Consider the following 20,252-nt stretch of genomic DNA (forward strand, 5'->3'; position numbering starts at 1 on the left):
ACCCATTACCTCACCCATCACGTCAAGGAGTACCGACATGGGCTACGCGAGAGTCCACACCCTCCAGCCACGCTACGACCACCATCCCCATGAACCGCACAACACCCACCACGGGCACACCGACGGCACCGCCGGGAGAGCCGCCGACGGGGTGGGAGGACCGTCGCACGCAGCATCCTCGGCCCGGCGAGCCACGTCGCCGGCAGCGCAGCACCCGGGTGCGACGCTGATCGAGGTGCAGGCGGATGTCTCGCCCGGTCTGGTCGGCACCTCGATCATCGGCAGGCCCAACCAGACCATCCGCGAGACCGCCGACCGAGTCCGGATGGCGAGCTTGAACTCTGCCCTGGACTGGCCATCAACCCGCCGGATCACGATCCTGCTCTCACCCGCGGACCTGCCGAAGTCCGGCGCCTACTACGACCTCCCCATGGCACTGGCGGTGCTGGCCGCGGCCGGTCAGGTCGAGCCCGCCGCCCTGCAGGACACCGTCTTCGCGGGCGAGCTCGGCCTGGACGGTTTCCTTCGACCCACCCGCGGCATCGAGGCGATCGCTCGCGCCGCCGCATCCGCAGGGTTTGGTCGCGTCGTTGTACCTGAGGTGGACGCGCCGGAGCTACCCGACCTCCTAGGCCCCCAGGTGATCGCCCTGCCGTCTCTGGCCGCGGTGGTGGCGATGCTGCGCGAGGAGCCCAGCGTCGACGAGTCTCCGATCCGAACCTTCCGCGACCCATAGCCCGCCCCATAGCCCGCCTGTGACCTCGCGCATCGACCCGGTCCCCTGCGGCGCGGAACGCATCGACTGCGGTACCAAGGAGGTCTGGATGATCCATCCTTGCGATTTGAGCGCCGAGATGGCAGAGGAGATCCTCGGCCATCCCCGGGCGCACTGGGCGGGCAACTGTCATGCCATCTCGCTGGCCCTGGTCCGCTCCCGAGCCGTTGGCATTGAGACCGGCACCGACGGTTCGCCGGTGTGCCGGGTCGCTCGCGGGTCCACCCCGGGCGTGGCTGGACAGCACTCCTGGGTCGTGTTCAGCCACAACTGCTACGACCCCCAAGCGGTGGTCCTGGATCTGACCCTGTGGTCCTACGACCTGACCGCGCCACTCATCTACCGCGGCCGCGCCCACGAGCGCCCGCACACCCCACACGGGTTCGGCTCCATCTACACCGCTGGGCGCCCCTCGAGCCATGGGGGAGAGCCCATCAGGCTGACCCCGACCCAGCCACTCTCGGTCGAGGCCAGGACCTTCCTCGACATCCTCGGCCCCCTCGACCTGCACGGCTGGCGAGAGCTCGCCGCCGCACCGGTGGACGGATGGCCCGCCCACGAGCTGACCACGGCCATGTGCCAAACCGACCAGCTACGCCCACTGGTCCCCATCGATCTGGCCGGGATGCGGACCGACCTGAACCCCGCAGGCCTCTACCTCGCGGGCCTGGCCCAGTGAGTAAGGCGCGCCGCCGACCTTCGCATGTCTGATCCAGCGCTCAAACCAACAACCCGACGTACGGAGATGCCATGACCAACCATCCAGCGCCCAAGGTCACCCCACCCAACGCGCAGCCCGTCGAAACGGGGGCGCCGGATGTCACCTCGCCGGTTGACCTGGACCGTGAGCGACTCGCCCGGGTCGCACTGACGCAGCTGATCGAGCCTGCACGCTCCGCCTGGAGCGCGGTCATCGGTGAGCACGAGAGCGCCACCGACCTCTACCGCGCAGTCCTCAATGGCACCCTGGACGAGACCATCCGCGAGAGGATGAGCGAGGTCGCCGCGGACGCTTTCGCCCGCGCACGGCTGGCCGAACAGCTCGCCGACCTGGACCCCGAGGTCATCCTCACCCACGCCGCCAACCGCGGGTACCGCTTCGTGATCCCGGGGGATCAGGAGTGGCCATCCCAACTCGACCGACTCACCGGCCAGCGCCCGATCCACCGAGTCTCTGGTGCACCCCTCGGCCTGTGGGTGCGCGGCAACCTGGACCTAGGAGCGCTTCACGACGCCGTCGCCGTGACAGGTTCAAGGGCCGCGACCCCGCTCGGGTGCGAGGTCAGTGCCCGCCTGGCAGGCGACCTCGCCAATGCGGGCCACGTGGTCGTCGCCGGCGGCGCGGTCGGGATCGACGTCGCGGCCCACCGGGGCGCCCTCGCGGGCGGCGGCCGCACGGTTGCGGTCCTGCCCACCGGCGTCGACCGCCTCTGGCCGGCCATCAACGAGTCGTTGCTCGAGGCCGTCGCCGAGAACGGCGCCGTCGTCTCCGAGTACGCACCTGGTTCCGTCGTCACCCGGACCAGGGGACTTGCCCGAGCCCGACTGGTGGCAGCCCTCAGCCTGGGCACCGTCGTGGTCGAGGCATCAGCCAGGAGCGGCGCTCTGGTCACCGCGCTGTGGGCTGAGCGACTCAACAAACCAGTGATGGCGGTCCCTGGACCCGTCGGGTCGACAACCTCGATCGGCACTAACCGGCTGATCCAGGACGGCCGGGCCAGTCTCATCACCGACGCCGACGACATCCGCCAGGTCATCGAACCGTGACCCGCGCCCCGATCAGACCGCGCGGCTGGAACCTCCATACCCGCCAGCCCAGGCTCGACCGAGCGAGAGGAATGGGCCGATGCCGGAGATGATCTCCCTGGTCTATCTGGGACGACGGCTCGGACAAGGCGCCAAGCTCGTCCATACCTTCGATCGCGATGGCACTCCCGCCTCCTTCGCCAAGGCGCCCCACGGCGTGATCGGCGGAAAGTACACCATCAAAGCCGACCTCGGCGCCGAGGGCGACCCGATCAGCATCTACCCCTCGACCCTGCACTACGAGGGCGAGAAGATCGACGACACCCACCTCATCGCGCTCTGGGAGGCAGCCGACCGCGACGCCCGCGCTACCTCACGCGTGCTCGCCATGGAGCGCAAGCACAAACGTTCCTCCGAGCTCGATCAGGTACTGGCACCGCTGATCGCGGTGATCCAGCGGGCCTGCACCATCGAGGAATGCGAGGCGATCATCAACGTCGTCACCCGCAAGCTCAACCAGGCATGGCACCGCCGACCACGATGACGCCACGACACACGCGGCACCAACAAAGGCAACGAGCACGACGGATGCCACTGAGCCACCTCTGGGCTAGGAACACCCGCCCGACCCGGCCCGCCAGCGAGTAAGGATCAGATGATGGGTGCGGAGATGACACTGGTCGCCTTGGCGACACCGATCGACCCGATCACAAGGGACGCCCCCGACCCCGACTGGGAAGCGGGACGCCGCGCCCTCGCCACCGTCACCAGTACCGGTGCATTCCGCTACGACGACATCGAGTCCCAGTTCCACGGCTATGAAGACCTCCAGCCCGCGGACAAGGACCCAGACGGGATGCCTCGCCTCGAGCTCCTGAAAAGGGAGGGTCGCCGCATCATCGACGCCTGCGAACAGGCCATCGCCAGCCCGCGCACCACAGTGCTGTTGACCAACGGCTACTGGCTCTACCTCGCCGGTGGCCTCTCCTACGGCGATCCACCCACCGAGGCCTACGAAGCCATCTGCGACATGGACCGGCTACCAGCCCCGGTGTTCGACGCGCTCGGGCTGGTCTCGGACTGGACCAAGCCGCCAACCCCTCGCTACACCGGAGGCGACCCCGAGATCACTGACACCGACATCGTCACCACCCTCGCCTACGGCCTGGGATCGCAGTCGAACCGGGACTCTGACCTGACGCTGGAGTGGCTCGCGGTCCTCCTGGCCAAGGTGCGGCCCGACCCGCGCGACGGCAGCCCTGCGGACTACATCGCGCAATGGCGCACTGTTTACGGCACTGACGCCATCGACGACGAGGTGATCCGCGACCTGCTCAACGGTTGATGGTGTCTGCTTCGCAGACGGCGAGGGCTCGGTATCCAAGTCGTCGACGAGCGAGGAAGCCCTGAGAGAACCGGTTCGGATCCTGTCCCCAACTACTCCGAAAGAGCTCCCTGACCAGCCAGCATGGCTGGTCAGGGAGCTCTTACTTTTCTGGTAGGCCCGCTGTTGACTCGCAGAATCCATCCCCGCGCTGAAGGCCTTGGCGACGAGTCCTTCAGCAGGATCCGCGTCTTGACCTAGGACGAGTCTGCGCTTCGTAGATTGGGTGGGGTGGCTTCATGTGTTCCGCCGTTTGTCGACAACCGGCGACGGTAGTGATGTCATTTACCGACACAGCCACGGTTCGGGAGTGGCGATCATCAGCAGGGTGGGGATGCTGAACGGGTTCGGTCGCGAAGAGACGACTCGTCGTCGAGCGACGCCACGTGCCGTCTTGGCGCTGCTTGCCCTCGTCTCCTTGCTTCTTGCCGGTACCGCGTCATCGGCTCACGCCGGGCCCCGAGGTGACCTGATCGACTGCGGTGACACCGACGCACCCATCCCTGCCTCGCCCTACGGTGACGGCTCCTTCATCGCCCGGCCTTCGAACGCCGAGACTGAACTGCCTGCCGGCTACAAGCCGGGCGAGATCGTCGATGCCTCTGATCCGTTCCGGTCTCCCGACACGGTCTCACTGGAGTCCACCTACGGGACCGCGTATCGGTGGTGGGTCTACGACGTCGGCTGTACGGGCAAGTTCGTCGCAGGGGCGGGTACCTCGCTGGCGAACATCGAGTTGCAGGTCGCCGGGATCATGCCGTCGTGGTCGCATGCACTGCTGGACACGATCATCGGTGACAGCGACCTGTTCGCGGCACTGGACGCACCGGTCGCCGCGGCCACGAAAGCAGTCGCTGACGGCGTGTGGGGACCGTGGCTGCCGATCTCGCTGTTGGCAGTGGCTGCCCTGGTGCTGTGGCGGGCCAGGTCGGGCCACCTGGGCGGCGCGGTCACCGCTGCAACCACAGCCGTGGTGGTGCTGGGGTTGTCCTCGTTCCTGATGCAGTACCCGACCGAGTCGGTGCGCTGGGTCGATGCGGGGGTCCGCAACGTGACCGGACTGATCGCCTCGGGCTTCAGCGAGGGCAAGGTGCTCCCGAAGGGCGGCGCTTCGGCCACTCAGGCCACCGGCGCAATCGACGCCCAGATGGACGACCTGATCCGCGACACCCAGTACCGCACCTGGCTGGACGGGGTCTTCGGCGACCCCGACTCGGCCATCGCCCGTCAGTACGGCCCACGAGTGTTCAGGGCGACCCACTTCTCCTTCGCCGAGTACACGGCCTACCGCTCCGACCCCAATGGTGAGGGCCAGAAGATCCTCGAGGCCAAACAGGCCGCGTTCAAGGAGCATGCAGAGGCGATCAAACGGGCCGACCCGGTCGCCTATGAGGCCTTCACGGGGAAGGACTGGACCAGCCGGGCCACCAGCGCCCTGGTGAACCTGCTCGTGGTAGCGGTCCCCTGCCTCTTCTTTCTCCTCGCTGGTCTGTTCGCCCTGATGGGGTTCATGCTCATCCGTCTCGTGGTTCCCCTCGCCCCGGCCGCGGGCGTGATCTTCATGTATGACAAGACCCGGGACCTCGCCATCGGCTGGCTCAAACGGGTGGCCGGTCCGCTGATCATGGGCCCGGTCTGTTTCGTGGTCGCGCTGGTGCTGCTCCGGTTCACCTCTGCGATCTTCGAGGCCGAGAACATGTGGTTTGTCCTCAAACTCGGTCTGATCACGGTTCTGACGGTCATCGCGTTCAGGTTGTCGGGAGTGCTGGGCATGGTGCCCGGCTACGAACAGGCCCGCCGACGCATCACGGCGGCCCTCAGCACGGCGGTCGGCACCGCCGTCGGCGCGGCAGCAGGCTCGCGTGAAGGGATGTGGCCGGACGAGATGGCCCTAGCCACCTCAGTGCTGTCGCGGACCGAGGTGCCGATGTCGCCGGGTGGGGTGTGGCACCCGACGTTCGAGGCCCGCGCACCCTCGCCGCCACAGGTGCTTGAGCCACCGGCCGACTTTGTACCGTACAAGCCACCACCCAAGGCACTGGGCACGAGCGAGGCAGTGGCTGCTGAACCAGGTGTGCCAGCGGAGCAACGGACGGTGGTGCCACCGCCCGGATCACTCTCCTTGAAGCGGATCCGTGAGAGGTGGCCCGCTCCCCATTCTCACCGCCGGGTTCACGTTGAGCCCCTCGGACCGCGAACGAACTTCCCACCGCCAGGGTTCGTGGTGGAAGCGAACACGGCGTACGAGGTCGAGGACCGTGGCACCTACTACAGCGACGACAACGCGAAACTCAGGTATGTGGACACCGACTACGGCAAGGATGGCGTCCTCAACTGGGATCTCAACTGGCCGCTGCCGAATGCCACGTTCGTGGTCAGCGGCATTCACGTGTTCGTGACAGACCATGCGTCGAGGACGATCGAGGCCAACGACCCGCACATGGCGCTCCGGGATGCGCCCCGCTCGAAGAGTGTGCAGTCAGCGGTGGGCGATCTGGGCGGGCCAGGATACGACGGCGGCCACTGGCTGCAGAACGCCGCAGGCGGCGGTCCCGAGCGGATTAACGTCGGGGCGATGCTTGCCACTCTGAACCGAGCCGTGTCGCAGGACTCGCCCGAGAAGTTGACCGACAACTACTACGATCTCGAGACATTTCTGCGGTCCAGGGTGAGGGAGCTTACCGAGGACGGTGCCACGAAACACGACGTCGGGCTCAAGGTCATCCCGGTATACGACAGGGACAGTCGAGTACCGTCGAGGTTCAGAGCACAGTTCATCATCGATGGCGAACTTGAGGAGGAGGAGTTCGAGAATGTCCGACCCGACAAAGACGAGATCTGATCCCGAGCGGCAGGCAGCACTGATCAATGAGATCTCGGCCCTGATCCCGGCGGAGGTGTCTGGCCCGTGGCAGAGGCTCACCTTCAATCGTCGGCAGCTTGCGATGCTCGCTCAACACAAGCTCCAGGTCGAGCGTCCCGATGGGTCGGTCGACCGTTCCCAGGGCGTCCCGGGAGAGGTCGGCGATCTGCTGCGCGAGCTTCGCAAGGTCATGTACAAGCCGGGATCCGGCACATGGATGTCGGCTCAGTGGACCATCACGAACCTTGGCGATGGTCACGCCGACGCGCGCGCTACCTTCGACTACGACAACGAGCCGGAGTGGAGCCGCCCGGTCCGAGCGTTCAACTACGCCCTCGACCTCGAGGAGTTCCCCCGCGACCCCGACACCATCCCCGACTGGCTTGCACACCGCCTCCAGGAGGCGGGCGGCGGATGAGCAAGTATCAGATTGAGCCGGACGTCGTCGGCCTGTGGGGCGACAACATGGACTTTGACGCCACCCGAGCCCTTGTGGAGGAGCGGATTGGCTAAGCAGATCATCCCGAACGCCGGTGCCTGCCTGACTAGCAAGAACGTACTCAGTGGCGCCGGCAGGGTGAAGTGGCTGGTGCGCGAGGACTCCGTGGCCGCTGCCGACAACGGGTGGCGGATCCTCTCCGAGATCGACACGGATGAGTACCTAGCGGAGTCCGCGAACATGCAGATCGTTGAGTACAACCGGCTCTGCGAGATCGAACCCGCACTGATCAACATCTACGACTTCCCGGTGGGCTCTGACCTACAGATCGTCGACGACGAGGCCGGTATACGGATCGTGGACACCGCGACCGGCGACGCCATCTCTCCTCGACAGTTCTATGTGCCTCCGCAGTACCGCGACTAGTGCAGCGGATTGACAAGCCGCAGGAGAAGCAATGACGAAACGGCTCATCCAGAACGGATGCGCACTCCTGGACCAGGACGTCCGGACCGCGATCGAACTCTCATGGGCAGTCCGCACCCGTGACTCCAGCCTGTGGACGAGCGACACCTACTCACCGGTCGACCCGGCCGAGTTGGAAGAGTTCGACCCTGCCGCTGTCCTCCTGGTCGTCGAGAAGAACATCACGGCCCTCGATGGTCAATCAGGAATCGAGATCCTTTTGAGTGCCGCCGACGCGCTCGCGACTGAGGTCATGGACCGCCTGAACCGGCCGTGGCCCGAGGTTCCCGGCGTGGGGGTGTTGGAGATCAGCCTGGTCGCCGATGACCTGGTGTGGGCGTCGCGCGGGCGGGCAGTGTGCCGGTTTGGGGGCCTGCGCACCCTGGCGGCAGCCCCGTGACGTGCGGTGACGGACCCGGCATTCTGACCACTCGTCCCCGGCAATCTGAGCAGGTCGGGTGACCGTAGCGGGTCGGATGATTACTCGGAGTGCTGATGGCCGCGGCGATCCGGGCGTTGGCTGACGGTGAGGAGATTTCGGCGTGGGCAACGAGCTACTTCGACGGCGTCGTGAATCGGTCCTGTCCCCTTCGGGCTCCGGCCGCGGTCTTTCGCGGGCCGAGTTGGCCGAGACGTCAACGAATATGTGTGGAGCGCCATCGGCGGTCGGATCTCGTTGAACGCAGACACGATCAGTGAGTACGAGCGGGCATGATCAGTTGGCCGCGGGCCGACTACCGCGAGGGCCTTCGTGCGGTCCTTGGGGTCAGCACCGATGCTGAACTCGGGTTCCGGACGATTCCCGAGCAGCAGGTCAACACCGATTCGGGCCCCTGTTCGGGACTCCTACTGCCTGGATCGGCCAGCGTTCGGTGACTGGGCCGCACAGTCCAACCCGGGCCACTCGGCAAGGGAGGTCGCTGGGCAATCTGTGCCACGCGAACGAGCTAGTTAGAGGATGTGCCAGCGGAGAGTCGTGCCGCTGTGGAGGTGGGCGATCCGGCGGTGGACTTCATCGGCGGGGGCGGTTCCTGGGCTGGACTTGCGGGCGTTGGACGCGATCATTCTCAGCTCGCGGATGTCGCGGGTGATCTCGTAGCCGCTCCATTCGCGTACGTCTCGCCCGTAGCGTTCACAGAAGGCGTCGTACTCGGCTTGGGGATGCGCGAAGCGGCGGCAGTGGATCTCGATGGTGACCAGGTCCCACTCGAGGGGGCCGACGACGGCGCTTTCCCAGTCGCACAGCACGGCGCGGTTGGCGGTCTCGTCCCACAGGGTGTTGCGGTGCTGTGGGTCGCCGTGCAGCAGGGTCGCGTGCGCGTCGAGCTCAAGAGAGGCCCAGCCTCGGGCGAGTTGGTCGGAGCGCTCGCGAAGGAGGGCCTTCTCATCGGTGTTGAGGCACGCGGACTGGGCGATGGAACGGTTGATCGAGGTGAATGGGTCGAGCCGTCGTGTGCCTGGTGGGGTTGGGGTGCGGTGGAGGGCCGCGAGAGGGCCAGCGATCTCGTCGGCGGTGATCGCGCGGGTCTGGGGCAGGTAGGTCCAGGCGGTGACGTCGCAGCCTGCGATCTCGAGTGGCTGGTCGGCGGTGGTTGCCATGGTGATGGAGGGAACGCGATGGAGTTCCAGCCAGTGCAGGAGGTCGACGGTTGATCGGGTGTGGGTGTTGTCAGGATGAGAGATCTTCACGACGACTGGGGCCTGGGCGAGCAGGTAGACCGCGTTGCTGTGGTGGCGAAGTACCGTGGCCCCTGTCGGGTCCAGTCCCAGCCTTTCGCAGGCCGCGATCAGCAGTGGGCGCGTCGTCGCCGGGGTGAAGGTGGGCTCGGTGAGTGTGTGCGGCATGGTGCCGGTCATGTGGTCCGTCCGTGACTGTGCTCGGGCCTGTGCTGGGGATTGTGCTCGGTCAGCAGGTCTTGCAGCTCTTGCACCGAGCGATGGCCGCGGTGGCGTGGCGCGATCGCGGGCAGGACCGCTTTGGCTTTGGCGAAGACGATCTCGGTGCGGTGGGCCTCGGGAAGCGTGGTGACTGTATCGCTGACGAGGCCGCATGCCTCATCGATGTCGCCGTCGATCCCCGCGCAGACCGCGGCGTCGAGGCGGATGAGGGCGGGGTCGATGACGGATCCGTCGATGGGCTCGTACTTGTCGAGCGCTTGGCGTTGCACGTCTCGTGCGTGGGAGGTGTCGCCGAGGTGGGTGTAGGTGCTGGAGGCGTAGAGCATGAGCCTCTTGGCGTCGAACTGGAAGGCGCGGTCGGCCGGCGGCGGGTCGAAGGACTCGACCATGTCCCATGCGGCTGCCATGGCGGTCCGGGCACCGTATTGGTCGCCCAGCATCGCCAAGCCCCGCGCCTCGGCCGCAGTCGCCAGGGCGGCTGTGTCGTTCGGGGCAGGTGAAAGCTGCCGAGCGCTGCGCGCGAGATCAACGGCACGTTCGATACGGCCGAAGTAGTACGGCAGCATCGCTTCCTGAGCGCGTACCAGCGCCCGCAGCTGGTTGTCGCGTGAGTCATCGGCTGCGGTGCGGGCGGTGTTGTACCAGTAGCTGGCCCGGGAGATCTCGCCGAGCTTCATCAACGAGTCAGCGATCAGCACGGCCAGGATCGCTGTCGACTCCGAGAGCCGCGCGAGGTCGAGGGAGGCGCGTTGGGTGGAGATCAGATCGTCGACCTCCTGGATGTCGTAGAGAAGCGGACGGAGCATCTCGGTTGGTGATGACCGGGTGTAGACGGCCAGATGATCGGAGATCCGCTCGGCGATGACATCGAGCCGAGGCTCGTTGCCGCCCTGGGTCAAGCCTGTGGCGATCCGCCGCCGGGTGAAGTCGAGTTCGGCGAGCAGGTCGCCCGGGCCACCCACCACAGATGACGTCGAGGGCAGAGGAGGTGTGGCCAGCACAGTGGTGCTCGCGGTCGGGGAGCCAACTGCTTCCCTCAACAACGCAGCGAACCGCGAACGCGCGTCAGCTGGTGCCTGTGCCAGCGTGGCGTCCAGGACGGCCTGGCTGTCGGGCCTGAGCCGGGCCGAGATGTCACTCGAATCCCAGCGGGTCAGCGTCCTAGCCGCGATCCCGGTGTGCTCAGCGAAGCCCCGAACGCTGAGTCTGAGCGCCTGCCGCAGCAGCTTCGCCTCAGCGCCGGTCCACTCCTCGATGGAGACGTTGGTCATCGTCGCGGTCCGTTCTCCGGTCTCTACGCAATGGTGTCTACGCAATGCCAGCGCAATGTCTACAGAAGTGCCACAAGCGGTCGTTCCGACGGTACCGCACGGTGTTGCACGGTGGTGGGGTGAAGAACAACAGCGATAGTGACAGGCACATGGTCGCCTGGGCACGACCTGGGCGTCCGCGCCACACAGGTGTCCGACCGAGTGGACGGCCTCCACGTGAGGAGATCCTCGACCATGCCGCGCGTCTGTTCGTCGACTCCGGCTACGCCAACACCTCGACCCGCGAGATCGCTGAGGCCTGCGGGGTTCGACAAGCGACGCTCTATCACTACTTCAAGGGCAAGCCAGGCATCCTCGCCGACCTCCTGGAGCGATCGGCGCGCCCAGATCTCGATACGGTCGCGATGATCGAGGCCATCTCTCCGCAGGGTGCACCTGAGGTCGCGCTCTATCTGTTGGCCCTCGCCGACGTACGGGTGCTTGCTGCCGCACCGCACAACGCCTGCGCGCTGCACCGGTTTCCCGATGTCCGAAGCACACCTATCTACAAGCCGTACGGAGCCACGCTCCACGACCTCGGACAGGCTTACGGCCGACTCGGCGTTGCAGTCGGCGGCGACGCCCTGGCCGCCTCGATGGGGTTCGATCAGGTGCGGAACATGCTGACCGGCGTGGTCGAGGGCGTCATGGCGACACGCAGTGAAGGGGAGTCGATCTCCTCCGCGCATTCGCGGGTGATTGCCGAGGCCTGCCTGCGTTCCTGTGGGGTTGCGGACGAGCGGATCGAGTACGTCGCCGCCGCCGCGATGAAGCTCGTATCGGACTGCGACGGGGCCATGCGCTCTGCTCGGGACGATCTTGTCCTGAGCTCCTAGACCGGTCGCTGGGCCGTCACGCGTTCGTGGCGGTTCGGCGACTGCAAGCCGCTCACCGTGCAGATCGAACGGGGCAGCTGGCCAGGAGACCGACGCACCTTGGCTGCGGCCCGAGATGCGCGATGAACTCCACTAAAAGACCAGGCGGCCAACGCCGTCGGGAAGGGATACTGACCGCAGATCGGCCCGCAAGGCTGGGGCATCTCGGCAGTTCAACTCAGGAGGAAGAACATGGGACACACCCCGAGTCACGAAGACAACCTCACTGCTACGTTCTACATCAAGGACCCCGATTCAGGCGTCGGTGAAGACTGCGAGACGTTCTACGCGACGGATCGGGGATCGTGGCTGGTGCAGGGCAAGCGTCGGGGCGACACGGTGGCCTCGCAGCTCGTGAACCTGGCCGACGACGAGACGTTCCTGGAGGTCTCGAACCGCACCGTCGATGCATTCGTCCGCAAGTATGTGAAGGAAAACCATGGAGTTGATCTCGGTTGAGCAGCGCGCCGAGCTGATTTGGGCCGGCAGCCCGTTCCTCAAACTCGAACTGCGTGATAGGTACGCCATTGATGATGACCTGTTGCGCGCTTGGCGCCGAGGGGACGACAAGGCTATTACCGAGTACTTCGCCCCCTGGCTGGACCGGGTCGCCTCCGAAGTCGCCGCTGGCCGACGTGTCCGGCGGGTTCGGGTCGTCTCCGAGCCGCTCTCGGAGTACCAGCGAACGCTGGTAGATGTCAGCGCTTGGGGGGTCGACGCCGGCGAGGAGTTGCGTTGGCTCCCCAGGCGGCTGGTCTCCGACTTGCCCTTGCCTGGCAACGACTGCTTCGTGCTCGATGACTCAGTGATCTTCAACGTGCTCGGCGGCAACGACGAGCGCGCCGAGATCCAGTTGCACCGCGACCCCGATACGGTTGCGTTCTGCCGCGATGCGTTCGAGGCGGCCTGGGACCTCGCCACGCCTCATCGCGAGTACAAGCCAGCCTGAGGGTCGCCGTGGCCGACCAGCAGCCGTCGGACGCTGCGAAGAAGGCGTTCGCCGTCCGGCTTCGTGACCTTCGCCTGGACGCGGGGCTGAGTGGTGTCGCGTTGGCGCGCCACTGCGGCTGGGGCGGGGCGAAGGTCTCCAAGATCGAGCACGGCGGACAGAACCCGACGGAGGCCGACATTCGGGCGTGGGTGAGAGCATGTGGTGCTGAGGATCAGTTGGCGGTCCTGATCGCAGCGCATCGCGAGGTCGAGCAGATGTGGCTGGAGGCCCGCCGTGAGCTCCGCGCCGGCCAGAAGCACATCCAGCTCCGCAGCATGCCGCTGTACGAGCGAACCAAACTGCTCCGCGTCTACGAAGCAGTGCACATCCCGGGCTACTTGCAGACGTTCCGCTACGCCGCCACCCAGTTCACAATCCATGCTAATCAGTTCGGCCTCCCCGTCGAGGATGTCGAACAGGCGGCGCGCAACAGGCTGGAGCGGCAGCGCTTCCTCGGTACGGGCACGAACTCATTCGTGTTCGTCATCGAGGCATCGGCCATCTACAGCAACGTCGGTGGAGCCGAGGTGATGAGTGAGCAGTTCGACCATCTGCTCAAGATTGCCGCGATGCCATACGTGTCGATCGGAATCATCCCGCTCGGGCAACCTCGGACCCTGTTCCAAGGCGAGGGTTTCTATGTCTTCGACGAACAGCTGGTCCGGCAGGAGTTCTGGTCCGGCTTGCTGCGCACATCGCGCCCCGAGGACATCAACTACTTCCTGCGTACATTCGATGCGCTCAAGGAGCAGGCGGTCTTCGGTGCGGCCGCCGCGGAGCAGATCGAGACAGCGCGGGCTCGACTTCAAGAAATCTGAAGAAAGATCCTGGCAGCTGGCGCGCGAGCCGGATGAGACTGGCGGAGCCCGGGGCGCCGAAGGGTTTCCTAAAACTAGCGGCGGTGTCCCGGGCACCAACCCGCCAACCACACCCGACGGAGCAGTATGAGTTCCGCAGCCAGACGTCCTCGCCCGGGCCGCCCGCGGCACATCCCGGAGATCGACAGCAACCTGTCGGCGCGTGAGCAGATCCTTGACGTGTGCGCCCGCCTGTTCACCCAGTATGGTTACGCCGCGACCTCGACCAGGGACATCGCCGTGGCGGTCGGAATCCGCCAGGCGTCGCTCTACTACCACTTCGCTGGGAAGCCCGGAATCCTCGAGGAGCTGCTGGCGCGGACCGTGCGCCCGACTCTCGATCAGCTCGACCGGATCGAGGCGGTCGCGGAGGAACACGGCGCAGCGAGTGCCCTGTATGCCCTGGTCATGATCGACACCGGGACACTTGCCGCTGCCCCGCACAACTGCGGGCGGCTGCCGTCCTTCCCCGACGTGTGCTCCCTGGAGGAGGCCAAGCCCTACCGGCTGATTCACCGCGACCTCGTCATCGCCTACGAACGGATCGGTGCCCGGGTCGCTGGCCTCGAGGTCAACGGGATCCTGCTCGAACACCTGGTTTCAGTCGTGGTCAGGTTCCGGGACGCCGGCGACCCGATCCTGGACACCACCCGCCATGCGGTCGCCGCGTCTGCATTGCGGCACTGCGGTGCCACCGCAGACGAGATCAAGATCGCGGCAGCAGTCGCCTGGGTCGAACTGCTGGTCGAGGAGTAGCCAGCCCCGCAGACACCCGACCGGGCCGTCACCAGTGGGTGGCGTGGCGGTTCGGCCGGGTCAACTCCCGGTGTCGACGCGGCGCGGGAGCCCACCACACCTGAGCACAGACTGCACATGAGGAGAGAGAACGTGTCGACGATGATCGCGACTGACCTGGAGGAGTTCTACGGCAGCCGCTATGACGAAAGCCTCCGGCTGGCTTCCAGCGTCAAGGGCCAGCTGGAGCTGGCCAGGGTCCGTGAGCTGGTGACTCGACACATGCCGACGGCAGCCGCCAGGGTCGCCGACATCGGCGGTGGTACAGGTGTGCACGCGGAGTGGTTGCGCGCTGATGGGTACGAGGTTGACCTCATCGATCCCATCTCGCGCCACGTCGAGACAGCCCAGGCCGCGGGGCTTCGGGCACGCCTGGGTGATGCTCGGGATCTGCCCTGGGAGGAGAACGAGTTCGATGCCGCGCTCATGGCCGGGCCGCTCTACCACTTGACCAACGCCGATGACCGCCGCACCGCTCTCCAAGAGGCCGCGCGGGTGGTCCGGCCCGGTGGGTTGGTCGCCGCCGTCGCCTTCAACCGTCACGCCAACCTGCTGGGCGCCACCTTGGCGAACCAGCTCCTCGCGCGCCGGCCGATCATCGATGACATCGAGGCCACCGGCTCCAGCTACCGCCATGACCGGGTCTCGGCGGCGACGTACTACACGACGATCCCCGAGCTGACCGACGAGATGACGAGCGCGGGCCTCACTAACGTGGCGGTCCTGGGCCTGACCGGCCCCGGGGGCTGGCTGGGCATCGTGATCGACGCCCACTTCCCCGATCCCGCCGACTGGCCACCCACTTTCACCAGCCAAGGCCCCTTGCCGACCGCGCTCGCTGCCGCACGCGCGGCCGACGCGCACCCTGAATTGGTGCCGGCCTCGACGCTGTGGCTTGCCGTCGGGACGGTGACGTCGTGACCCGGAGCCCGAAGCGGTTGGCTGGCATCGCCGCCGAGTACCTCGCCCACGGCTGGCCGATTACTCGGCTTGCTGCGCCGCGCAAGGGCAGCCGGTGCCAGTGTGGCGGGAGCTGTATGGAGGCGCACCTGGTCGACGGTGAGCCGGTCACGTCGGTTGGTGAGGCCGACCGGGACTGGGGTGACTACGAGATCGCGGTGATAACACGTGGGTTCGAGGTTCTTGATCTGCCTGCCTACCCTGGCGTCGCGCTGAACGGGGCGTTGACGAACCGGTGCCCCACCGCGGTCGCGAGACCAGGTAGACGGTTCGACTCTCTCCTGGAGCCGGGGCCCGTGCGATGGCACTTCTATCTAAGTCCTGCCTCGGTCGACGCGGAGAAGGTGGCCCGCGTTGGTGGGGCGCTGCATCACGGCCCTGATGGCTGGATTGCTGCGCCGCCCTCACGGACACCGGCGACGGGCCGGGTGAGGTGGAATGTCCACCCTATGCAGACCCAGTGGCGGACCTACCGTCCTACCGGCGTTTTCGACACGCTCGGGATCGCCTGAGTCACATCCACCCGGTCCGACCTGCTCGTCGCGAACGCGGTCCCGGAAACGCCCGGTGTGGCCGCGATGGGATTTGCGTGGCGGTTGGCTAGGTCGAACCATGCTCGCGTGAAGTTTTCGCGCCTGTGGCGATCGGTTCGCGCGGATCAGGCTCCCGGCACCCCGATCAAGTCCCTTGCCCGGGCGGCGATCTCGTTGATGCGCTCAGGGTCGGCACGGGACAGCAGTAGACATGCCGTAGCCACCGACCGCTCGTGGTTCGCAGTGATCTGGTCTCCCTGGGAGCGTATCTCGATGATGCCCTCGGTCTGATGGAGCACCATCAGACCGAGGATGTCGTTGGCCGGCGCCGCGAGCGCCGTTGACGGTGCAGTGTCGCTGACCCGGCCAGCGAGGTGGGAGTACGCGGCCAACAGTTCATCGTGCGCGGCTCGGAACGGGGCACCAGCACGCTGATGTTGCGCCTCTGCCTGCCTGGCGAGGGCGCCCAAGTTGTGCGGGGCGCGTGCGAGGGCGCGCACGTCGAGCACGGCCAACGCGTACAACAGCGTCTCCGGAGCGGCGCCTGTTGCGCAGCGCAGGTCTTCGATCTTCTCGACGTTGTCCAGTCTGGGTGCGATCGAACGGTGCAAGAGCTCGGCGAGAATCTCGTCCTTCTCAGCGGGGAAGTGGTGGCGGATCAAGGCCTCTGCAATCCCGGCTGCCTCGGCGATGTCGCGCGTTGGGGTTGCCGCAAATCCGCGCTGTACGAAGAGGCAGGCGGCGGCGTCGAGAATCTCCTCGCGCGGCTCCCGCCGCACCCGCGGTTCAACCGCAACCGACGGCGCCATGTGCGGACAGTCGAGATCTCGGCCGGGTGTTGCGTGAGTCGAGGGGTCAGGGTTTCGGCTTCGTCCTGAGTCGGGGAAGGGGGCGCTCATCACGGCTTCCTTTCACAGTGTCTCCGAGAGGAGGCTAGCGCCGAGACGAAGTTTCTCGACTGAAGCTGACCCTTCAAGCGCTGTCGATACGCGCAGATTCCCGTCCACCACGCCCCTACCTCAGACCCAAGGCAACCAACGGCCTCATCGAACACTCGGAGTCTCGTGCATGTAGCCGGGGCGCGGATGCCGCTGGCGGCCTCAGAACAGGGCCGGATGTGTCGCATCGGCCTCCGGGGCAACAGAGCTTGGGACGGGCCGGGTGCGGTAGCCGACTGGGCCTGCGCCCGTCAGATCTGGTGCCGGTGTGATGGGCCAGCCCGCCAGCATCCGTCCACTGACGATGAGTCCTCGAGCCCTGTTGCTGCTGGTGCTGGGGCTGCCGGTGTTCTGGTCGAGGACGAGCTCGGTCCCGATAACGGAGCGGATCCGACCCGCCAAAGTGGCATCTGGACCGAGGCTGTCGATGTCGTCGAGGTGGGCAGGCAGTTCGTTGAGCCCGTACCGGTCAGCGTGGTCGACAACCGCGACTGGCGTGCGCTCGGCGAGCGTGGGCCAGTTGGGGAGTCGCTGTGCAGCGGCGGCGACCTTCTCTACAGCTGCGCGCCGGTCCTCGGGGTTGCCGCGGGTGTGCCAGCCGGCGATCTTGGTGGCGCGTCGGCGCCGCTCGGGCGCGGGGCCGGCGGTCGCGATCGCGGTCTCGGCTGCTCGGATCACCTGATGGGGGCCTTGGCCGATCCAGGTGAAGGCAAGGGCTCCTTGTTCCAGGAGTCGTTCGTCGCCGCGCTCGAGGGCACTGATCCCGACCTTGAGCACGTCTGCGCCGAAGGTGGCGACATAGAGCCGGAAGTCGCGGTCGTCGGCGGTGGCGTCGCGGGCCAGCGCCCGCCCGGGATCGGCCCACGCGCATGCCTCGCATTGTGAGCCGTTGTCTGAGGCTGCGATGAGTGCGTCGAACGGACAGGAGCGAAGGTTGCCGCGCCACAGCCCGACACAGCGGCGCGGTCCCGTCACTCGTAGACCGAACGGCTCCCCGCGGCGCAGGGCATGGGACAGCTCCCGGCCGCTGGCGTCGATCATCGTCATCGACGGGTGTCCGCCACGCCAGGAAACACCGGTGCACGTCCATGCAGTGGGTTGCCCTGGCAGTGGAGCCCCTGCGTTGGCCGCCTGGGTCATTCGCTGTTCCTCTCGCGGGTGGTGTCGGGTCAGAACTCGTAGCTGTCGTCTATGACTTCGCGGTCGTCGCGTTCTTCGAAGTCGATGGTCTCGGTGATGGTGGTTTTTGTCTTCTTCGTCGTCACGTCGTTGCGGTCTCGAGCCATGACCTGGTGTTCGGCGTTCAGCTTGGCCTGGATGCCGTGGGAGCCGAGCTCCATGGCGGCCTCGGCTGCGGCTGCGGCCATCTGTTTAGCGGTGGAGGGCGGTTTGGTGGACAGGCGTTGCCGCGCCGCGGCCCATCGCTGTCGGTCCTCGTTGGTGACGTATCCGAACATGTCACCGATCTGGTCGCTGTCGGGTAGTCCGCCGGCTTCTGCCCTCATCCTGGGTTGCCCTGCTTCCTTGAGGTGATCTGGTCCGTTTCATCAGTTCGGCTTCTCGAGCTGAGAGGTTTGTTCGGGGCTCGCGTCGAGCCTTCCGCTGTTGGCCACGTCGGCAGCGTGGCCGTCTGCAGTCGGGTATCCGTCGCGTCGCTGGTCACGGTTGAAGGTCCTCATCCCCGATCGATCCGGGATGCCCCGAACCGCTGCCCTGCCCTGGGGCGGTTTGTGCCTGACCCGGACCGGACTCCTTGTCGAAGTTGCTGCTGGAGCTGGTCTCGTAACGGGTCTCGGAACTGGTCTCGCGTGTGGCCGAGGACGTGGCGCCGGTGAATCCGCCCCAGTCGCTCGTGTTGGCTCGGGTCGGGTTCTTGACGGCGTCGTTGACGAATGCGTCCCAGTCCTTGCTGTAGGCGCGGCCCCACGCCTCGTCCAGGCCGGGGTAGGCCTCCTTGATCTGTTCGAGTGCGTCTGCGAACGCACAGGAGTACACCTCTTGCTGTTCGTGCTCGTCGAGCCCGTCAGCGCTCATGGATGCCAGCATGGTCTCGGTCTGCGCCATCGGGCCGGCAAACCCGGACGCCACGCGGCTCAGGTCAACGGGCTCTCTGCGGCCCTGCCAGGCCAGCATGTAGCCGGTCATCGAGGCGGTGAACCCTCCTATATCCAGCCTCCCGGGATCGGCATGGCCTGCGAGTTGTGGATCGCGTAGGGCCGGGTTGAGGGCGTTGGACATGGTGGCGGCCATCATCTGGGTGATCGCGCTTTGGTGTTGCTCGAGCCCCATTGGTCCGCGCAGGTCGAACATGGTGTCTTCGCAGATCGGCTGCCCGGTGATGCTGTCTTCGAACTCGCCGGTCCATATGGTGTGGGTCGGGCCGCTCTCGCCGAGCTTGACTACGCGGGGGTCGCTCTTGCGGGCTCGGCCGTGGGCGAGGTCGCTGAACATGACCTGGAGCTCTGGTTCGGTCTCGAGGCGCTGCCCGAGCACGATGCGGGCAGCGCGGTCGATCTCGCTGCGGCTCAGCCCGTCCTCCTCGGCCTGGGAGTAGACCCGTTCGATCAGGGCTCGGTGTGACTTGAGGATCTGGCCGATGTCGGACCCGTCGGCGTGGATGCGTTCGAAGGCGTTCTCGCTGAGCGCGATCAGTGTCATGCCTGCGGATTCGGCGGTGAAGGGGTGGCGGTGGCCGCGTTGGCGGTACTCGATGTCGCGTAGCCGCATTGCCCACTTGCGTCGCAGCCCGGCTCCGTCGTGATGCGCCTCCAGTTCGGCGAGTGCGCGCATGTCGAGGCGTTCGTTGATCCGCTCACGCAGGGTCTCGCGGTACTCGCCGACCTGGTTGCGGAACGCTGGCGACATCAGCCACAGGCTGCTCATCATCCCGGCTGCCTGCAGCACCGATCGTGCGTTCACGCCGGCCTTGAGCGGTCGCAGGCAGGAGAACATCATCATGGTCGTGTAGGCTTGGTGGAGTTCGGAGACCTTCTCGGCGCGCTCGTCGTCGGTGAAACCGGGAACCAGGATATTGGCCTCGCTCAGCGACTGCATGTAGGTGACTCCAGCCGCACGAACATCCTCGCGCAGCCGCAGCAACTGGTCACGCTCGCTCTGGGTAGCGGCCTCCTCGGCTGCCCGCGCCCGGTGCGTGGCACGCTCCTGCTGACGGGCCTGTCGTGCGCCGGATCCGGCGCGGGAGGAACGGAAGTAGTCCCGGGCGCGCTGCGACGCGCTCGGCCCGTCATGTCCGCGACGGCGACGGCCGGCTCTCGGGACCTCCCAATCGGTGTTGTTCGCGGCATCGTCGAGGACCTCGCCGTCGACGGTAACTCCGTCGAAGTCCTCATTGGGATCGACCGGCTCGCTGCTGAAGGCCTTGGTTCCCCGTCCTCGCGCCATCACGTACCTCCTCGCGTGAG

At 66.5% G+C, this 20,252-nt stretch carries 22 protein-coding genes; 16 read left to right on the plus strand and 6 right to left on the minus strand.

The genetic code is table 11. The features are described from left to right. The first annotated feature begins 37 nt into the window (after positions 1–37). The 9 genes from OG984_RS03000 to OG984_RS03040 all read left to right on the plus strand — a co-directional run bounded on the left by OG984_RS03000 (position 38) and on the right by OG984_RS03040 (position 8,072). A complete protein-coding gene (locus tag OG984_RS03000; RefSeq protein WP_328530169.1) occupies positions 38–736 on the plus strand; it encodes a magnesium chelatase domain-containing protein in 699 nt (232 codons plus the stop codon). A gap of 106 nt (positions 737–842) precedes the next feature. Beyond that, positions 843–1,454: a hypothetical protein gene (locus OG984_RS03005; RefSeq protein WP_328530170.1), complete on the plus strand. Its 612-nt coding sequence runs from the start codon at positions 843–845 to the stop codon at positions 1,452–1,454. Positions 1,455–1,525: 71 nt separating this feature from the next. Beyond that, on the plus strand, positions 1,526–2,542 hold the full coding sequence (gene dprA / locus OG984_RS03010) for a DNA-processing protein DprA (protein WP_328530171.1): 1,017 nt from the start codon (positions 1,526–1,528) through the stop codon (positions 2,540–2,542). A gap of 79 nt (positions 2,543–2,621) precedes the next feature. After that, on the plus strand, positions 2,622–3,065 hold the full coding sequence (locus OG984_RS03015) for a hypothetical protein (RefSeq protein WP_328530172.1): 444 nt from the start codon (positions 2,622–2,624) through the stop codon (positions 3,063–3,065). A 114-nt stretch (positions 3,066–3,179) separates the two neighbouring features. After that, the gene (locus OG984_RS03020; protein ID WP_328530173.1) at positions 3,180–3,866 is read left to right on the plus strand and encodes a hypothetical protein; all 687 of its coding nucleotides are present in this window, start codon (positions 3,180–3,182) and stop codon (positions 3,864–3,866) included. Between the two features lie 349 nt (positions 3,867–4,215). Continuing rightward, the gene (locus OG984_RS03025; RefSeq protein WP_328530174.1) at positions 4,216–6,747 is read left to right on the plus strand and encodes a hypothetical protein; all 2,532 of its coding nucleotides are present in this window, start codon (positions 4,216–4,218) and stop codon (positions 6,745–6,747) included. After that, positions 6,719–7,186: an agglutinin cell wall attachment protein gene (locus tag OG984_RS03030; RefSeq protein ID WP_328530175.1), complete on the plus strand. Its 468-nt coding sequence runs from the start codon at positions 6,719–6,721 to the stop codon at positions 7,184–7,186. Before OG984_RS03025 ends, OG984_RS03030 begins: the two co-directional genes overlap by 29 nt. An 87-nt stretch (positions 7,187–7,273) precedes the next feature. Further along, positions 7,274–7,633 (plus strand): immunity protein Imm33 domain-containing protein, encoded by a 360-nt coding sequence (locus OG984_RS03035; protein WP_328530176.1) that lies wholly within the window; start codon positions 7,274–7,276, stop codon positions 7,631–7,633. 31 nt (positions 7,634–7,664) lie between these two features. Further along, a complete protein-coding gene (locus tag OG984_RS03040; protein WP_328530177.1) occupies positions 7,665–8,072 on the plus strand; it encodes a hypothetical protein in 408 nt (135 codons plus the stop codon). 551 nt (positions 8,073–8,623) lie between these two features. Here OG984_RS03040 and OG984_RS03045 read toward each other — a convergent pair. Both OG984_RS03045 and OG984_RS03050 read right to left on the minus strand, forming a co-directional pair. Beyond that, positions 8,624–9,529, minus strand: a complete 906-nt coding sequence (locus OG984_RS03045; protein ID WP_328530178.1) for a phosphotransferase family protein — start codon at positions 9,527–9,529, stop codon at positions 8,624–8,626. Beyond that, entirely contained in the window at positions 9,526–10,842 is a 1,317-nt protein-coding gene (locus tag OG984_RS03050; RefSeq protein ID WP_328530179.1) for a hypothetical protein, read from the minus strand. Before OG984_RS03050 ends, OG984_RS03045 begins: the two co-directional genes overlap by 4 nt. A 119-nt stretch (positions 10,843–10,961) precedes the next feature. Here OG984_RS03050 and OG984_RS03055 point away from each other — a divergent pair, with 119 nt between their 5' ends. The 7 genes from OG984_RS03055 to OG984_RS29485 all read left to right on the plus strand — a co-directional run bounded on the left by OG984_RS03055 (position 10,962) and on the right by OG984_RS29485 (position 15,871). Further along, positions 10,962–11,717, plus strand: a complete 756-nt coding sequence (locus OG984_RS03055) for a TetR/AcrR family transcriptional regulator (protein WP_328530180.1) — start codon at positions 10,962–10,964, stop codon at positions 11,715–11,717. Positions 11,718–11,948: 231 nt separating this feature from the next. Beyond that, positions 11,949–12,215 (plus strand): hypothetical protein, encoded by a 267-nt coding sequence (locus OG984_RS03060; RefSeq protein ID WP_328530181.1) that lies wholly within the window; start codon positions 11,949–11,951, stop codon positions 12,213–12,215. Next, the gene (locus OG984_RS03065; protein WP_328530182.1) at positions 12,196–12,705 is read left to right on the plus strand and encodes a DUF6879 family protein; all 510 of its coding nucleotides are present in this window, start codon (positions 12,196–12,198) and stop codon (positions 12,703–12,705) included. Before OG984_RS03060 ends, OG984_RS03065 begins: the two co-directional genes overlap by 20 nt. Positions 12,706–12,713: 8 nt before the next feature. Then, entirely contained in the window at positions 12,714–13,565 is an 852-nt protein-coding gene (locus OG984_RS03070; protein ID WP_328530183.1) for a helix-turn-helix domain-containing protein, read from the plus strand. Between the two features lie 126 nt (positions 13,566–13,691). Next, entirely contained in the window at positions 13,692–14,360 is a 669-nt protein-coding gene (locus tag OG984_RS03075; protein WP_328530184.1) for a TetR/AcrR family transcriptional regulator, read from the plus strand. Between the two features lie 141 nt (positions 14,361–14,501). After that, positions 14,502–15,320, plus strand: coding sequence for a class I SAM-dependent methyltransferase (locus OG984_RS03080; RefSeq protein ID WP_328532313.1), 819 nt, complete (start codon positions 14,502–14,504; stop codon positions 15,318–15,320). Continuing rightward, positions 15,317–15,871 (plus strand): bifunctional DNA primase/polymerase, encoded by a 555-nt coding sequence (locus OG984_RS29485; protein WP_442940948.1) that lies wholly within the window; start codon positions 15,317–15,319, stop codon positions 15,869–15,871. The genes OG984_RS03080 and OG984_RS29485 overlap by 4 nt, the downstream gene beginning before the upstream one ends. Before the next feature lie 146 nt (positions 15,872–16,017). Here OG984_RS29485 and OG984_RS03085 read toward each other — a convergent pair whose 3' ends face one another. From OG984_RS03085 to OG984_RS03100, 4 genes are all read right to left on the minus strand, one after another. Further along, a complete protein-coding gene (locus tag OG984_RS03085; protein ID WP_328530185.1) occupies positions 16,018–16,701 on the minus strand; it encodes a TetR family transcriptional regulator in 684 nt (227 codons plus the stop codon). A gap of 291 nt (positions 16,702–16,992) precedes the next feature. Beyond that, positions 16,993–17,877 carry a DUF2797 domain-containing protein gene (locus OG984_RS03090; RefSeq protein WP_328530186.1) on the minus strand — a complete coding sequence of 295 codons (885 nt, stop codon included), beginning with the start codon at positions 17,875–17,877 and terminating at the stop codon, positions 16,993–16,995. A gap of 122 nt (positions 17,878–17,999) precedes the next feature. Further along, entirely contained in the window at positions 18,000–18,335 is a 336-nt protein-coding gene (locus tag OG984_RS03095) for a hypothetical protein (RefSeq protein WP_328530187.1), read from the minus strand. Positions 18,336–18,489: 154 nt separating this feature from the next. Then, the gene (locus tag OG984_RS03100) at positions 18,490–20,232 is read right to left on the minus strand and encodes a hypothetical protein (protein ID WP_328530188.1); all 1,743 of its coding nucleotides are present in this window, start codon (positions 20,230–20,232) and stop codon (positions 18,490–18,492) included. Positions 20,233–20,252: the final 20 nt, after the last annotated feature.

Source organism: Nocardioides sp. NBC_00368 (assembly GCF_036090055.1).
Classification (GTDB): Bacteria; Actinomycetota; Actinomycetes; order Propionibacteriales; family Nocardioidaceae; genus Nocardioides.

Bases quoted from the DNA above. Each gene is read 5' to 3' on its own strand.
- OG984_RS03095 (WP_328530187.1), bottom strand. From the start codon at position 18,335: ATGAGGGCAGAAGCCGGCGGACTACCCGACAGCGACCAGATCGGTGAC.
- OG984_RS03030 (WP_328530175.1), top strand. From the start codon at position 6,719: ATGTCCGACCCGACAAAGACGAGATCTGATCCCGAGCGGCAGGCAGCA.
- OG984_RS03045 (WP_328530178.1), bottom strand. From the start codon at position 9,529: ATGACCGGCACCATGCCGCACACACTCACCGAGCCCACCTTCACCCCG.
- OG984_RS03075 (WP_328530184.1), top strand. From the start codon at position 13,692: ATGAGTTCCGCAGCCAGACGTCCTCGCCCGGGCCGCCCGCGGCACATC.
- OG984_RS03015 (WP_328530172.1), top strand. From the start codon at position 2,622: ATGCCGGAGATGATCTCCCTGGTCTATCTGGGACGACGGCTCGGACAA.
- OG984_RS03085 (WP_328530185.1), bottom strand. From the start codon at position 16,701: ATGGCGCCGTCGGTTGCGGTTGAACCGCGGGTGCGGCGGGAGCCGCGC.
- OG984_RS03050 (WP_328530179.1), bottom strand. From the start codon at position 10,842: ATGACCAACGTCTCCATCGAGGAGTGGACCGGCGCTGAGGCGAAGCTG.
- OG984_RS03100 (WP_328530188.1), bottom strand. From the start codon at position 20,232: ATGGCGCGAGGACGGGGAACCAAGGCCTTCAGCAGCGAGCCGGTCGAT.
- OG984_RS03000 (WP_328530169.1), top strand. From the start codon at position 38: ATGGGCTACGCGAGAGTCCACACCCTCCAGCCACGCTACGACCACCAT.
- OG984_RS03060 (WP_328530181.1), top strand. From the start codon at position 11,949: ATGGGACACACCCCGAGTCACGAAGACAACCTCACTGCTACGTTCTAC.
- OG984_RS03040 (WP_328530177.1), top strand. From the start codon at position 7,665: ATGACGAAACGGCTCATCCAGAACGGATGCGCACTCCTGGACCAGGAC.
- dprA (WP_328530171.1), top strand. From the start codon at position 1,526: ATGACCAACCATCCAGCGCCCAAGGTCACCCCACCCAACGCGCAGCCC.
- OG984_RS03020 (WP_328530173.1), top strand. From the start codon at position 3,180: ATGGGTGCGGAGATGACACTGGTCGCCTTGGCGACACCGATCGACCCG.
- OG984_RS03065 (WP_328530182.1), top strand. From the start codon at position 12,196: ATGGAGTTGATCTCGGTTGAGCAGCGCGCCGAGCTGATTTGGGCCGGC.
- OG984_RS03090 (WP_328530186.1), bottom strand. From the start codon at position 17,877: ATGACGATGATCGACGCCAGCGGCCGGGAGCTGTCCCATGCCCTGCGC.
- OG984_RS03080 (WP_328532313.1), top strand. From the start codon at position 14,502: ATGATCGCGACTGACCTGGAGGAGTTCTACGGCAGCCGCTATGACGAA.